Origin of the sequence: Actinosynnema pretiosum, assembly GCF_024171695.1 — a bacterium.
Lineage (GTDB): Bacteria > Actinomycetota > Actinomycetes > Mycobacteriales > Pseudonocardiaceae > Actinosynnema > Actinosynnema pretiosum.
This window is the reverse complement of the sequence record NZ_JAMTCF010000010.1, coordinates 210,071-223,748: the sequence shown is the minus strand read 5'-3', so window position 1 is coordinate 223,748 and position 13,678 is coordinate 210,071. Positions and strand designations below refer to the sequence as shown.

Below are 13,678 nucleotides of genomic sequence, written 5' to 3'. Positions count from 1 at the left end.
ACCGATCGAGGAGGAACCACCGTGACCAACCCCTTCGAGGACCCCGAGGGCCGCTACCTCGTGCTCGTCAACGACGAGGGCCAGCACTCGCTGTGGCCAGTGTTCGCCGAGGTGCCCGCCGGGTGGGCGATCGCGCACCCCGAGGACACCCGCGAGGCCTGCCTGGACTACGTCGAGCGCAACTGGACCGACCTGCGACCGCGCAGCCTGGTCGAGGCCATGGAGGGGCGGTCCGGCACGTGAGCAGCGGTGTCGTCGCCCCGGCCCTGCCGTTCGACCCCGCCGAGGAGATGGCGGGGCCGGGGTTCCGCGCCGACCCGTACCCCTTCTACGCGGTGATGCGCGAGCACGCCCCCGTGCACCGGGTGCGCGGGGCGTGGCTGATCAGCAGGAGCGCCGACGTCGAGGCCGCGCTGGCCGACCCGAGGATGTCCAGCGACCGCGACCGGATGACCGCGGCGCTGGGCGCGGGCAGCCCGGTGGTGCGGGAGCTGAGCAGGCTCACCGCCCGGCTGGGACGGGTCATGTCCAACACCGACGCGCCCGAGCACTCGCGGTTGCGGCGGCTGGTCAGCCGGGGGTTCACCGCCCGGCGGGTGGAGCGGCTGCGCGGGGACGTGCAGCGGGTGGTCGACGGGCTGCTCGCCAAGGCCGGGCCCGAGCTGGACGTGGTCGGCGAGCTGGCGATGCCGCTGGCGAACGAGGTGATCTGCGAGCTGTTCGCCGTGCCCGAGGCCGACCGGCCGCGCGTGCGGGGCTGGTTCGCGGTGCTGCGGGACCTGCTGGCCGACGTCGGGCGGTCCGAGCGGGTGGTGGGCGAGTTCCACGAGTACCTGTCGTGGCTGGCCGCGCGGCGGCGGGAGGAGCCGGGGGCGGACGTGGTCAGCGCGCTCGTCGCGGTGCAGGCCGAGGACGACCGGCTCACCGAGGAGGAGCTGCTGTCCACCTGCTACGTGATCATCACGGCCGGGGACGAGACCACCACGCACCTGATCGGCAACGGGGTCCTCGCGCTGCTGCGCCACCCAGGGCAGCTGGCGCTGCTGCGCGCCCGGCCCGACCTGGTGGGGCGGGCGGTGGACGAGTGCGCCCGGTACGACTCGCCGACCCAGGTGATCACCCGCGTGCTCGCGGCGGACGTGGAGCTGGGCGGACGGCTGCTGCGCGAGGGGGACCTCGCCTACCTGGGGCTGGCCTCGGCCAACCGCGACCCCCTGCGGCACGCCGACCCGGACCTGTTCGACCTCACCCGGTCCGGGCGGGGGAGCCTGGCGTTCGGGCACGGGCCGCACTTCTGCCTCGGCGCGTCGCTGGCGCGGCTGGAGGTGGAGCTGGCGATCGGGTCGCTGGTGCGCTCCTCGCCGGGGCTGCGGCTGCGCGGGGACGGGCTGGAGTGGCACCGGAACCCGTTGCAGCGCAAGCTGATCGCCCTCCCGGTGGTTCGTTGAAATTTCATGTTATTTCGTCGTGGAGAGGAACGCCGTGCCCCGTGAGCTGACCATCACCGAGGAGCAGGAGCTGGCGCACCCGCCGGAGCGCGTGTGGCGGGCGATCACCACCGGTGCCGGGAACCTGGGGTGGCTCTACCCCATGGAGGTCGAGCCGGGGGTCGGCGGCGCGGTGTCGCGCGGCGGGGCCGAGGTGGTCGAGTGGGAGCCGCCGCACCGGTTCGCCTGCCGGGCCGGGGACGGGAACGGGTTCTCCACCACGCTGAGCTACCGGCTCGACGGGACCGGCGGGGGCGTGCGGCTGCGCGCGGACATCCACTGGGTGCACGAGGGCGAGCCGGACGAGGGCTGGGACACGAGGGGGGACGCGGCGGCCCGGTACGCGGGCTTCTACCACCACGGCCTCGCCGAGTACCTGCGGCACTTCGACGGGCGGCCCGCGACCTACGTGAAGGCGGCGCGGGAGCACGCCGGGGTGGGGGAGCTGGGGATCGTCGCGGGCGCGCTGGGGCTGGTGGACTCGGACGTCGCGGGCTCCCGCGTCCGGTTGGAGCCGCTGGGGCTGGCGCCCCTGGAGGGCGTGCTGGACTACCGGGACCAGGACTTCGTCGGGGTGCGGACCCAGGACGGGCTGTACCGGTTCTTCGGCGGCGACCGCTGGCGGTGGCCGACCTGGGTGGCTCACCACCTGTTCGCGCCCGGCGTCGACGGCGGGACCGAGGCGCGGCGGTGGCAGGCGTGGCTGGACGGCCTGCTGGACGGCGCCTGCGCCGGGGCGGTGGGGTCCGATGGGTGACCGGGTCGTGTACTCGGCCGAGCTGGTCGAGGTCGGCGGCGGGTACGAGCTGACCGTGACCGACCACGGCAGCGGGGTGGTGCGGACGGCGCGGGTCAAGGAGAGCGCGGTGAAGCGGCTGCCGGTGTTCCTGGAGAAGCTGGCGCAGCAGCACGGGGCGAGCGTGCGGTGAGCGCCGGGCCTTCCGCGCGCACGTCGGGTGCGCGCGGAAGGCCGCTCACCGGCGGCTCAGGCGCTGGCCGACTCCGCGGGCCGGTGCCTGCCGTACGGCACGGCCGCGATCAGGGTCACCCGGATCGTGGCGCCGTTCGGGGCCCGGTAGCCGCGGTGCTCGCCGGGGCGCGCGCCGGTCAGCGCCGCGCCCAGCGGCGACTCCGGCGAGTACACCTCCAGGTCGCCGTGCTCCACCGAGCGCATCCCCAGCAGGAACGTCTCGGTGTCGTCGAAGTCGTCGTAGCGCACCGTCAGCACCATGCCCGGCTCGGCCACGCCGTCGTCCGGCGGGTCCTCGCCGATCACGGCGTTGTTCAGCAGGTCCTGGATCTCCCTGACCCGCTCCTCCCGCTCGGCCCTGCGCAGCAGCGCGCTCTCCGGGTCGTCCACCGGGGCCGAGCCCTCGGCGAACAGGGCCGCGAGCTCGGCGCGCAGGCGCTCGTGGGTGTGCGGGGTCAACCAGACCCTTCGTGCGGTGGTCATGTCGAAGTACCTCCGTGGGGTGACGACGAGAAGGAGCCGCCCGGTCGCGCCCCGTGAGGGAAGCGCGGCCGGACGGCGTCGGGGGAGGAGCGGGTCAGCGCAGCGGGTCGAACGGGCGCAGCGCCTCCGGCTGCTTCCCGGTGGTGATCTGCTCCGCGAGCAGCCGGCCGGTCACCGGGCCCTGGGCGAAGCCCCACATGCCGTGGCCGCCCGCGACGTAGACGTTCGGCTCCCCGGTCGCGCCGATCAGCGCGCGGCCGTCCGGGGTCACCGGGCGCGAGCCCACCCACACGTCGGTCCGCTCCCGCCAGCGGACCCCGTCCAGCAGGGGCGCGGCCGAGGCGGTGATCGCCTCCAGGCGGGCGTGGACGCCGGGGGCGTCCGGCGGGCGGAACTCCATCGTCCCGGCCACTCGCAGCCCGTCCCGGTACGGGGTGCACGCCACGCGCACGCCAGGCAGGTAGACCGGACCGGGCACCGGGCGGTCCACCGGGACGGTGAACGAGTAGCCGCGACCGGCCTGCACGCGGGTGCGCACGCCCCAGCGGCGGGCCAGCGCGGGCAGCCAGGCGCCGGTGGCCAGCACCGCGACCTCGCCGTGCGCGGACCGGCCGCCGCCCTTCGGGTGCACGGTCACGCCCCGGCTGTACGGGCGCACGCCCGCGACCTCGAAGCGGTGGATCGTCGCGCCGCGCGCCACGACCGCCCGGCCGAGGGCCTGGGTGAACGCGCCGGGGTCGGCGTAGCGCTGGCCGTCGACCCGCACGGCGGTGGTCAGGGCGCGCGAGGCCAGGGGGACGTGGGAGCGCAGCTCCTCGCCGGTCAGGACGGTGTGGTCCACGGGCTGCCCGGCGCTCGCCATCCTGGCGAACTCGCGCAGCAGCGCCCTGGCCTGCGCGGTGTCGGTGAAGCCCGCGGTGATCGGCGCGTCGGTGGTGGGCGCGTCCACGCCGTTCGCGGTCAGCACGTCGTACGCCTCGGCCGACTCGGCGTTGAGCGGCGCGTTCGCCCGGACCGCGCGCGTCCACGACGGCCAGCGGCAGTTCGCCGCGAACGCCGCCAGGAACGACCAGAGGCCGGGGTCCGCGGTGGGCGGGATGCTCAGCGGGGCGCTCGGGTTCAGCAGGGCGCGCAGGCCGTAGCGCAGCACCGAGGGCTCGTTGAGCGGGATCGCCAGACCAGGCGCGATCCAGCCCGCGTTGCCCCACGACGCCCCTGCGGCGACGCCCGCGCGGTCCACCACGGTGACCTCGACGCCGCGCTCCTGGAGGAACCACGCCGTCGACAGCCCCACGACCCCCGCGCCCACCACGACCGCCGAACGCGGCCCGCCGTCGATGACCGACACGACCACCTCCACACCCGAACACACCCGGAACGACCTTGTCCCGGCCAGCATCACCCGGAGATCAGGCGGGTGCGTTGTCCGGATCGGCCAATTGGAGGGGGTGTTGTTGTCGGAATCCACAGTCGGGCCGGAATCGGTGGTCGGGGGCGGGCGGCTGGTCGGGCTGGATCGGGCGGTGGGGCTGGGTTGGCCGGCCCGGCTGGGGGAGCTGGCTGGAATGGCGGGTGTGGGCGGGGTTGAGACGGCTGGCGGTGCTGGACCGGCGGGTGTGACTGGCGCGGCTGAGGCGACTGGCGGTGCTGGACCGGTGGCGAGGCCTGCTGGGCGGGGTTGGACTTCGGGGCCTGGTCGGCTGCCCGGTCTGGACCGGCGGCGGGGCTCAACCGGCGGGCGTGGCTGGACCGGTGGGCGTGGCTGGACCGGCTGGCGGCTCCGGGGAGGCTGCTTGGGCTGGCCGATGGCAAGGGCGAGCCGGGTGTCGGCTCGGGGGCGTCCGGTCCTCGCCGGCTGTCGGCTCCGAACCGGCAGTCGGCGCCGGGGTGGTTACCCGGTCCGAACCGCCTACCCGGTCCGAACCGCCTGCCGGGTTCGCGCCTGCCGTCCGGTCCACGTCTGCCGTCCGGTCCACGTCTGCCGTCCGGTCCCGTGAGGCGCCTGCCGTCCGGCCTCAGCCTGCCGTCCGGCCCGAACTGGCCGCCCCGGTCCGCGTCGGCCGTTCGGTCCCGTCAGGCGCCTTGGTCGGTCCCCGGATCGGCGCCCAGGGCGGTGCTCGCGTCGGCGGTCGGGTCGGCGGTCGGGTCGGTCGCGGCCAGGGCGATCGTCATCGCCAGCCGCTTGCGCGGGTCGTCCAGGTCCAGCGCGGTCACCTCGGCCATCTTGCGCAGCCGGTAGCGGACCGTGTTCGGGTGCACGTCCAGGCGTTCGCCCGCCTGCGCCAGGTCGCCCTGGGACTCCAACCAGGCGCGCAGCGTCGGCACGTGCCGCGTCCCGCGCTCCCGGTCGTGGCGGCGCAGCTCGGCCACCGGGCCGCGCGCCGGGACCCGGCCGGTGCGGGCGGCGGCGCGCAGGCGCTGCAGCAGGATGTCGTCCCAGGACTCGTCGTACGCGGGCGGTTCGGCGCCCTGCGGCCTCGACTCGTGCAGCGCCAGGCACTCGTCGGCCTCCTGCCTGCTCGCGGGCAGCTCCGCCGCGGGCGCCACCCCGCCGATCCCGGCCGTCACCACCACCCGCTCGGGCAGCGCCGCGCGGATGCCCGCGATCCAGGCGCGGGCCGCGTCCGCCGCCTCACCGGGCAGCAGGGTGTACAGGGTGCTGCCCGCCAGGGTGCTGCGGCCGGGCCGGGACCAGCCGAAACCGGTGGTGGCGCGCTCGAACGCGAGCAGCAGCGCGGCGTGCCGCTCGCCCGCCTCCCGCGCCCGCAGCGCGACCACGCGCAGCTCGCCCTGCGGCAGGCCCAACCGGCTCAGCGCGGTGGCGGCGTCGGCGGTGCCCTCCAGCAGCCGCAGCGCCAGGTCCGACTCGACCTGCCGCTCCAGGTCGGCGCTGGCGCGCAGCCGCAGCAGGTGCAGGGCGACCGTGCGCGCCCCGTCCGCCAGCGCCGTGCCGCGCGCGCCGGTGAGCGGGTCGCCGCAGGTCACCCAGACCGAGCCGAGCAGCTCGCGGCCCGCGCGCACCGCCACCACCATCCGCCCGGCCAGCCCGTGCCCCTCGTCCGGGGCCACGAACAGCGGCTCGTCGCGGGCGGCCAGGTGCGCGAACACGCCGCGCCGCTCGAACACCTCCCGCAGGCGCTCGGGGACCTGCCTGCCCAGGATCGTCTCCAGCCGGGCCCGGTCGGCGCCCTGCTGGGAGTTGGAGTAGGCGAGCACGCGGGAGGAGTGGTCCTCGATCACCACGGCCCCGCCCACCGCGCCGGACAGCCGGTCGGCGAGCGCGAACAGGTCGGTGGGGCCGCGCCCGGACTCGGTCTCCCTGCCCTCCAGCACCAGCCCGTAGACCACGCCCGCCAACTGGCTCCACGACACCGAGGGGTCCACCAGCAGCACCGCGACGCCCTCGGCCTCGCCGAGCGCGGCGGCCTCGGGGCCCGGCCCGTCGTCGTGCACCAGCACCGCGCTCGCCCCGACCGCCACCGCCCACCGCACGGCCGCCGCGACCGAGTCCGCGCCCACGGCCAGGAACACGTCCCCGTCGACCGCCCGCGCCTCGGGCTCGCGCATGACGACGCTGCGCAGCTCGGTCGAGCGCGGCACCGGGCAGCACACCAGCCGCACCCCGTAGCCGCCCAGCACGTTCACCAGGCGGTCCAACCTGATCATGAGCACCCCCGTCCCGACTCCCGAGCACCCACCGTAACCGCAGCGCACGGCGCGAACGGGGGAACGGGGGCGGCGTGCGCGCGCTGCGCGGTCCGCCGAACGGCACTACGGTCGGGAAAACCCTGTCGATCATGACCGTTCGCGATTGCCAGAGGAGTCACGCCCCTGTGAGCACCGAGACCGGCCCCGGCCGCCGCGCCGCGGGCCTGGACACCGAGCTGAGCGACGCGCTCGTCCGCACCAGGAGGTTCTTCGGCAGAGCCGAGGTGTCCGAGGACCTGCGCACCCTGCACAAGATCGGGGGGAGGCAGGCCGACGAGTTCTACCGCGACCGGTGGAGCCACGACAAGGTGGTCCGCTCCACCCACGGGGTGAACTGCACCGGGTCCTGCTCCTGGAAGGTCTACGTCAAGGACGGGATCATCACCTGGGAGTCCCAGCAGACCGACTACCCGTCCGTCGGCCCGGACCGCCCCGAGTACGAGCCGCGCGGCTGCCCGCGCGGCGCCGCCTTCTCCTGGTACACCTACTCGCCCACCAGGGTGCGCTACCCGTACGTGCGCGGCGTGCTGCTGGAGCTGTACCGGGAGGCCAAGGCCCGCACCGGGGACCCCGTGCTCGCCTGGGCGAGCGTCGTCGAGGACCCGGAGAAGGCGCGCCGGTACAAGTCCGCGCGCGGCAAGGGCGGCCTGGTGCGCGCCACCTGGGAGGAGGCGACCGAGCTGGTCGCCGCCGCGCACGTGCACACGATCAAGGAGCACGGGCCGGACCGGGTCGCCGGGTTCTCGCCCATCCCGGCGATGTCGATGGTCTCGCACGCCTCAGGGGCGCGGTTCGTGTCCATGCTCGGCGGCACGATGCTCTCGTTCTACGACTGGTACGCCGACCTGCCGGTGGCCTCGCCGCAGGTGTTCGGCGACCAGACCGACGTCCCCGAGTCGGGTGACTGGTGGGACGCGGGCTACCTGATCGTGTGGGGCTCGAACCTGCCGGTCACCCGCACGCCGGACGCCCACTGGATGGCCGAGGCCCGCTACCGGGGGCAGAAGGTGATCGCGGTGGCCCCGGACTACGCGGACAGCGTCAAGTTCGCCGACGAGTGGCTCGCCGCCCGGCCCGGCACGGACGGGGCGCTCGCGATGGCGATGGGGCACGTGGTGCTGCGCGAGTTCTTCGTGGACCGGCAGGTGCCGTACTTCACCGACTACACCAAGAAGTTCACCGACCTGCCCTTCCTGGTGCGCTTGGAGCAGCACGGGGACGGGGTGCACCGGCCGGGGAAGTTCCTCACCGCCGCCGACCTGGACGACGCGGCCCGCGCCGCCGCCGGGCTCGGGCCGGACGTGGAGAACCCGGCGTTCAAGACCGTGCTGCTCGACGCCGCCACCGGCGGGCCGGTCGTGCCCAACGGCACGCTCGGCGACCGCTACGGCGAGCAGGGCGTCGGCCGGTGGAACCTGGACCTGGGCGGGGTGGACCCGCTGCTGAGCGCGCACGGCGGCGGCGAGGCGGTGGAGGTGGAGCTGCCGCGCTTCGACTCGCCGTCCGGGGCGGCCGACGTGCTGCGGCGCGGGGTGCCGGTGCGGCAGGTCGGCGGGCACCTGGTCACCACCGTGTTCGACCTGCTGCTCGCCCAGTACGGGGTGGGCCGCGCCGGGCTGCCGGGGCAGTGGCCCACCGGGTACGACGACGCCTCCCAGCCCGGAACGCCCGCCTGGCAGGAGCAGTTCACCGGCGTCCCCGCGCAGGCAGCCGCGCGGATCGGCCGGGAGTTCGCGGCCAACGCGGAGGAGACCAACGGCCGCTCCATGATCATCATGGGTGCGGGCACCAACCACTGGTTCCACTCGGACACGATCTACCGGGCGTTCCTGGCCCTGACCACGCTCACCGGCTGCCAGGGCGTCAACGGCGGCGGCTGGGCGCACTACGTCGGCCAGGAGAAGTGCCGCCCCATCACCGGCTGGTCGCAGCTCGCGTTCGGCCTCGACTGGTCCCGACCGCCCAGGCAGATGATCCAGACCGCCTACTGGTACCTGCACACCGACCAGTTCCGCTACGACCGGTTCGGAGCCGACACCCTCTCCGCCGCCACCTCCGGCGGTCAGCTCGCGGGCAAGACCACCGCCGACGTGATCGCCCAGTCCGCGCGCATGGGCTGGATGCCCTCCTACCCGACCTTCGACCGCAACCCCCTGGACCTGGCCGACGAGGCCGAGCGCGCGGGCGTGAGCGCCGCCGAGCACGTGGTGTCCGAGCTGAAGGCCGGGCGGTTGAAGTTCGCCTGCGAGGACCCGGACTCGCCGGAGAACTTCCCGCGCGTGCTCAGCATCTGGCGCGCCAACCTGCTCGGCTCCTCGGGCAAGGGCAACGAGTACTTCCTCAAGCACCTGCTCGGCGCGGACGACTCGCTGCGCGCCGAGGAGACCCCGCCCGGCCAGCGCCCGAGGGACGTGGTGTGGCACGACGAGGCGCCGGTGGGCAAGCTCGACCTGCTGCTGACGCTGGACTTCCGGATGACCAGCACCACGATCTTCTCCGACGTCGTGCTGCCCGCCGCCACCTGGTACGAGAAGCACGACCTCAACACCACCGACATGCACCCGTTCGTGCACTCGTTCAACCCGGCCATCGCCCCGCCGTGGCAGACCCGCACCGACTGGGCCGCGTTCCAGGCCATCGCGAAGACCTTCAGCGAGCTTGCCGGGAAGCACCTGGGCGTGCGCAAGGACGTCGTGGCCACCCCGCTGCTGCACGACACCCCGGACGAGCTGGCCACCCCGCACGGCGTGGTCCGCGACTGGAAGGCCGGGGAGTGCGAGCCGGTGCCGGGGGTGACCATGCCCCGGATCACCGTGGTGGAGCGCGACTTCGGCGCGATCGCCGCGAAGATGGGCGCGCTCGGGCCGCTGGCCGACGCGCTCGGGGCGACCACCAAGGGCGTCACCTTCGACGTCGGCCGCGAGGTCGACCACCTGCGGCAGAAGAACGGCGCGATCCGGGGCGGACCGGCCGACGGCCGCCCGTCGCTGGTGCGCGACGTGCACGCCTGCGAGACCATCCTCGCCCTGTCCGGCACCACCAACGGCCACCTGGCCACCCAGGGCTTCCGCACCGTCGAGCGCCGCACCGGCACGCGACTGGCGGACCTGGCGGCCGAGCACGAGGGCAAGCGGATCACCTTCGCCGACACCCAGGCGGTGCCCGTCCCGGTGATCACCTCGCCGGAGTGGTCCGGCTCCGAGTCCGGCGGCAGGCGCTACTCGCCGTTCACCATCAACGTCGAGCGGCTCAAGCCCTGGCACACCCTCACCGGCCGCCAGCACTTCTACCTCGACCACGACTGGATGACCGAGCTGGGCGAGCAGCTGCCGGTGTTCCGGCCACCGCTGGACATGCACGCCCTGTTCGACGAGCCCCGGCTGGGGGAGAGGGGCGAGCTGGGCATCACCGTCCGCTACCTCACCCCGCACAGCAAGTGGTCCATCCACTCCGAGTACCAGGACAACCTGCTCATGCTCAGCCTCTCGCGGGGCGGCCAGACCATCTGGATGTCCAAGGAGGACGCCGCGAAGGTCGGGATCGCCGACAACGACTGGATCGAGGCGGTCAACCGCAACGGCGTCGTGGTCGCCCGCGCCGTCGTCTCGCACCGGATGCCCGAGGGCACCGTCTACATGCACCACGCGCAGGACCGGCTCATCGACGTGCCCCGCTCCGAGACCTCGGGCAAGCGCGGCGGCATCCACAACTCGCTCACCCGCCTGCTGGTCAAGCCCTCGCACCTGATCGGCGGCTACGCGCAGCTCTCGTTCGCCTTCAACTACCTCGGGCCCACCGGGAACCAGCGCGACGAGATCACCGTCATCCGCCGCCGCGACCAGGAGGTGCAGTACTGATGAGGGTCATGGCGCAGATGGCCATGGTGATGAACCTGGACAAGTGCATCGGCTGCCACACCTGCTCGGTCACCTGCAAGCAGGCCTGGACCAACCGCAGCGGCGTCGAGTACGTGTGGTTCAACAACGTGGAGACCCGGCCGGGCGAGGGCTACCCGCGCGGCTACGAGGACCAGGAGCGCTGGCGCGGCGGCTGGGAGCTGAACAAGCGCGGAAGGCTCAAGCTCAAGGGCGGCGGGCGCCTCCGCAAGCTGCTCACCCTGTTCAGCAACCCGAAGCTGCCGGGCATCGAGGACTACTACGAGCCCTGGACCTACGACTACGACAACCTCACCAGCGCCCCGCTGCAGGAGCACACCCCGGTCGCCCCGCCGCGCTCGCTGATCAGCGGCGAGCCCACCAAGATCACCTGGTCGGCGAACTGGGACGACAACCTCGGCGGCGCTCCCGACCACGGGCACCGCGACCCGATGCTCAAGGGCATCGCGGACAAGGTGAAGTTCGAGTTCGAGCAGACCTTCATGTTCTACCTGCCGCGCATCTGCGAGCACTGCCTCAACCCGTCCTGCGCCGCGTCCTGCCCGTCCGGGGCGATCTACAAGCGCAGCGAGGACGGCATCGTGCTGGTCGACCAGGACCGGTGCCGGGGCTGGCGGATGTGCGTGTCCGGCTGCCCGTACAAGAAGATCTACTTCAACCACCGCACCGGCAAGGCCGAGAAGTGCACGTTCTGCTTCCCGCGCGTGGAGGTCGGCCTGCCGACCGTGTGCGCGGAGACCTGCGTCGGGCGGCTGCGCTACATCGGGCTGGTGCTCTACGACGCCGACAAGGTCCTCGAAGCCGCCGCCACCCCGGACGACAAGGACCTCTACGAGGCGCAGCGGCAGGTGTTCCTCGACCCGAACGACCCGGCCGTGGTCCGCGAGGCCGAGAAGGCGGGCATCCCGCGCGACTGGGTCGAGGCCGCCCAGCGGTCCCCGATCCACGCGCTGATCACCACCTTCAAGGTCGCGCTGCCGCTGCACCCGGAGTACCGGACCATGCCGATGGTCTGGTACATCCCGCCGCTCTCGCCGGTGGTCGACGTCGTGCGCGACACCGGCCACGACGCCGAGGACCACGGCAACCTGTTCGCCGCCATCGAGGCGCTGCGCATCCCCGTCGAGTACCTGGCGCAGCTGTTCACGGCGGGCGACGTGGAGCCGGTGAACGCGGTGCTGCGGCGGCTCGCGGCGATGCGCGCCTACATGCGCGACATCAACCTCGGCCGCGAGCCGCGCGAGTCCGTGGCCGCCGGGGTCGGCATGACCGGCGAGCAGGTCTACGACATGTACCGGCTGCTCGCGCTCGCCAAGTACGACGAGCGGTACGTCATCCCGCCCGCGCACGCCGAGCAGGCGCACGGGCTGGAGGAGCTGGCCACCGAGTGCAGCCTGGACTACGAGGGCGGCCCCGGCATGGGCGGCTCGGGGCCGTTCGGGGAGAGCTCCGGCGGGAACTCGCCGATCGCGGTGGAGAACTTCCGGATGCTGCGCGACCGGCAGACCAGCGACACCGTGGCCGCGCCCGCCGACAAGGGCAGCCGGGTCAACCTGCTCAACTGGGACGGCAAGGGCACGCCCGAAGGGCTGTTCCCACCCCGGCGGGAGCCCGGTGAGCGGGGGGAGGAGCGGTCGTGACCACACCCGACCTGTCGACCGCCTGGCAGGTGCAGTCGCTGCTGCTGGGCTACCCCGACGAGGCGCTGGCGTCCCGGCTGCCGCTGCTGCGGGCCGCCACCGGCACGCTGCCGCGCGCGCTCGCGACGCCGCTGCGCGCGTTCCTCGACCACGCCGAGGCCACCCCGCTGCTGGAGCTGGCCGCCGGGTACGTGGCGACCTTCGACCACCGCAAGCGGTTCAGCCCGTACCTGACGTACTTCGCCTACGGCGACACCCGCAAGCGCGGCATGGCGCTGCTGCGGTTCAAGCACGCCTACCGGGCCGCCGGGCTGGAGCTGGGCGACGACGAGCTGCCCGACCACCTCGCGGTGGTGCTGGAGTTCGCCGCGAGCGGCAACGCCGAGGCCGGGCTGCGGCTGCTCACCGAGCACCGGGCCGGGCTGGAGCTGATCCGCGTCGGCCTGCGCGAGGCCGGGTCGCCGTGGGCGCACGTGCTGGAGTCGGTGTCGGCGACCCTGCCGCCGCTGGGCGGGCGCGAGCACGACGCCGTCGCCCGGCTGGCCGCGCAGGGACCGCCCGAGGAGGAAGTGGGCCTCGCGCCCTTCGCGCCGCCCGAGTACATGCCGCAGGGAGGTCACCGATGACCGGACGGTCGCTCGCCGAGGTCGCCGTGGAACCGGCCACCACGCTGGACTTCATGCTGTGGGTGGTGGTGCCGTACGTGTCGATGGCCGTGTTCGTCGGCGGGCACGTCTGGCGCTACCGGTACGACAAGTTCGGCTGGACCACCCGCTCCTCCCAGCTCTACGAGCGCAGGCTGCTGCGGCTGGGCAGCCCGCTGTTCCACTTCGGCGTCCTGGTCGTGGTGATCGGGCACGTCGGCGGCCTGCTGGTGCTCAAGTCGTGGACCGAGGCGCTCGGGATCAGCGAGGAGCTGTACCACGCCACCGCCGTCGTGCTCGGCGTGATCGCCGGGGTGTGCACCCTGGCGGGCGCGGCGATCCTGGTCTACCGGCGGCGCACCACCGGGCCGGTGTTCTCCGCGACCACCCGCAACGACAAGGTCATGTACGTGCTGCTGGTGGGCACGATCGTGCTGGGCCTGGGCACCACGCTGCTGGGCAACCTGGACGGGCACCCGCACGACTACCGGGAGACCGTCTCCCCGTGGTTCCGGTCGATCTTCTACTTCCAGCCGAAGCCGGAGCTGATGGCCGCCGCGCCGCTCGGGTTCCGGCTGCACGCGCTGGCGGCGTGGGCGCTGTTCGCGTTCTGGCCGTTCAGCAGGCTGGTGCACGTGTTCTCGATGCCGCTGGGCTACCTGACCCGGCCGTACGTGGTGTACCGCAGCCGGGACGACCGGCTCGGCAACCGGGCCCCGCGCCGGGGCTGGGAGCGCACCCGCTAGGTCCACCACCGCCGGGCGCGTCCCGCGCGCGTCCTCAGGGGCGCGCCCGGCGGTGTTGCACCTGCCGCAGCGGCATGTGCTGTCCTGGGGACACCACGGCACGA

11 protein-coding genes are annotated in these 13,678 nt (G+C 73.9%); 8 read left to right on the top strand and 3 right to left on the bottom strand.

What is annotated here, in order from left to right; genetic code table 11:
- Window positions 1-21 precede the first annotated feature (21 nt).
- Genes LV78_RS21870 through LV78_RS21855 form a run of 4 tightly spaced genes read left to right on the top strand, consistent with a single transcriptional unit; the run spans window position 22 to window position 2,416 of the window.
- Entirely contained in the window at window positions 22-243 is a 222-nt protein-coding gene (locus LV78_RS21870; RefSeq protein ID WP_253847426.1) for an MbtH family protein, read from the top strand.
- The gene (locus tag LV78_RS21865) at window positions 240-1,448 is read left to right on the top strand and encodes a cytochrome P450 (protein ID WP_253847423.1); all 1,209 of its coding nucleotides are present in this window, start codon (window positions 240-242) and stop codon (window positions 1,446-1,448) included. Before LV78_RS21870 ends, LV78_RS21865 begins: the two co-directional genes overlap by 4 nt.
- 19 nt (window positions 1,449-1,467) lie before the next feature.
- Entirely contained in the window at window positions 1,468-2,244 is a 777-nt protein-coding gene (locus LV78_RS21860; protein WP_253847419.1) for an SRPBCC family protein, read from the top strand.
- The gene (locus LV78_RS21855) at window positions 2,237-2,416 is read left to right on the top strand and encodes a hypothetical protein (RefSeq protein WP_253847416.1); all 180 of its coding nucleotides are present in this window, start codon (window positions 2,237-2,239) and stop codon (window positions 2,414-2,416) included. Before LV78_RS21860 ends, LV78_RS21855 begins: the two co-directional genes overlap by 8 nt.
- A 56-nt stretch (window positions 2,417-2,472) precedes the next feature.
- Here the strand turns inward: LV78_RS21855 and LV78_RS21850 are convergent, their stop codons facing one another.
- The 3 genes from LV78_RS21850 to LV78_RS21840 all read right to left on the bottom strand — a co-directional run bounded on the left by LV78_RS21850 (window position 2,473) and on the right by LV78_RS21840 (window position 6,606).
- Entirely contained in the window at window positions 2,473-2,940 is a 468-nt protein-coding gene (locus tag LV78_RS21850) for a GreA/GreB family elongation factor (RefSeq protein WP_253847413.1), read from the bottom strand.
- Between the two features lie 94 nt (window positions 2,941-3,034).
- Complete coding sequence (locus LV78_RS21845; protein WP_253847410.1) at window positions 3,035-4,339, bottom strand: NAD(P)/FAD-dependent oxidoreductase; 1,305 nt, start codon at window positions 4,337-4,339, stop codon at window positions 3,035-3,037.
- Between the two features lie 674 nt (window positions 4,340-5,013).
- Complete coding sequence (locus LV78_RS21840; protein ID WP_253847408.1) at window positions 5,014-6,606, bottom strand: PucR family transcriptional regulator; 1,593 nt, start codon at window positions 6,604-6,606, stop codon at window positions 5,014-5,016.
- A gap of 167 nt (window positions 6,607-6,773) precedes the next feature.
- On the opposite strand from LV78_RS21840, the gene LV78_RS21835 reads away from it, so the two are divergent.
- The 4 genes from LV78_RS21835 to narI are packed head-to-tail and all read left to right on the top strand — an operon-like array spanning window position 6,774 to window position 13,574.
- A complete protein-coding gene (locus LV78_RS21835) occupies window positions 6,774-10,505 on the top strand; it encodes a nitrate reductase subunit alpha (protein WP_253847404.1) in 3,732 nt (1,243 codons plus the stop codon).
- Complete coding sequence (narH, locus tag LV78_RS21830; protein WP_253847401.1) at window positions 10,505-12,184, top strand: nitrate reductase subunit beta; 1,680 nt, start codon at window positions 10,505-10,507, stop codon at window positions 12,182-12,184. The genes LV78_RS21835 and narH overlap by 1 nt, the downstream gene beginning before the upstream one ends.
- Window positions 12,181-12,810: a nitrate reductase molybdenum cofactor assembly chaperone gene (gene narJ / locus LV78_RS21825; protein WP_253847398.1), complete on the top strand. Its 630-nt coding sequence runs from the start codon at window positions 12,181-12,183 to the stop codon at window positions 12,808-12,810. The genes narH and narJ overlap by 4 nt, the downstream gene beginning before the upstream one ends.
- Window positions 12,807-13,574 (top strand): respiratory nitrate reductase subunit gamma, encoded by a 768-nt coding sequence (gene narI, locus LV78_RS21820; protein ID WP_253847395.1) that lies wholly within the window; start codon window positions 12,807-12,809, stop codon window positions 13,572-13,574. Before narJ ends, narI begins: the two co-directional genes overlap by 4 nt.
- Window positions 13,575-13,678 lie beyond the last annotated feature (104 nt).

What these genes read in the sequence shown, in the direction of transcription:
- LV78_RS21855 (WP_253847416.1), top strand. Translation starts at nt 2,237, where the DNA reads ATGGGTGACCGGGTCGTGTACTCGGCCGAGCTGGTCGAGGTCGGCGGC.
- LV78_RS21840 (WP_253847408.1), bottom strand. Translation starts at nt 6,606, where the DNA reads ATGATCAGGTTGGACCGCCTGGTGAACGTGCTGGGCGGCTACGGGGTG.
- narH (WP_253847401.1), top strand. Translation starts at nt 10,505, where the DNA reads ATGAGGGTCATGGCGCAGATGGCCATGGTGATGAACCTGGACAAGTGC.
- LV78_RS21850 (WP_253847413.1), bottom strand. Translation starts at nt 2,940, where the DNA reads ATGACCACCGCACGAAGGGTCTGGTTGACCCCGCACACCCACGAGCGC.
- narI (WP_253847395.1), top strand. Translation starts at nt 12,807, where the DNA reads ATGACCGGACGGTCGCTCGCCGAGGTCGCCGTGGAACCGGCCACCACG.
- LV78_RS21845 (WP_253847410.1), bottom strand. Translation starts at nt 4,339, where the DNA reads ATGCTGGCCGGGACAAGGTCGTTCCGGGTGTGTTCGGGTGTGGAGGTG.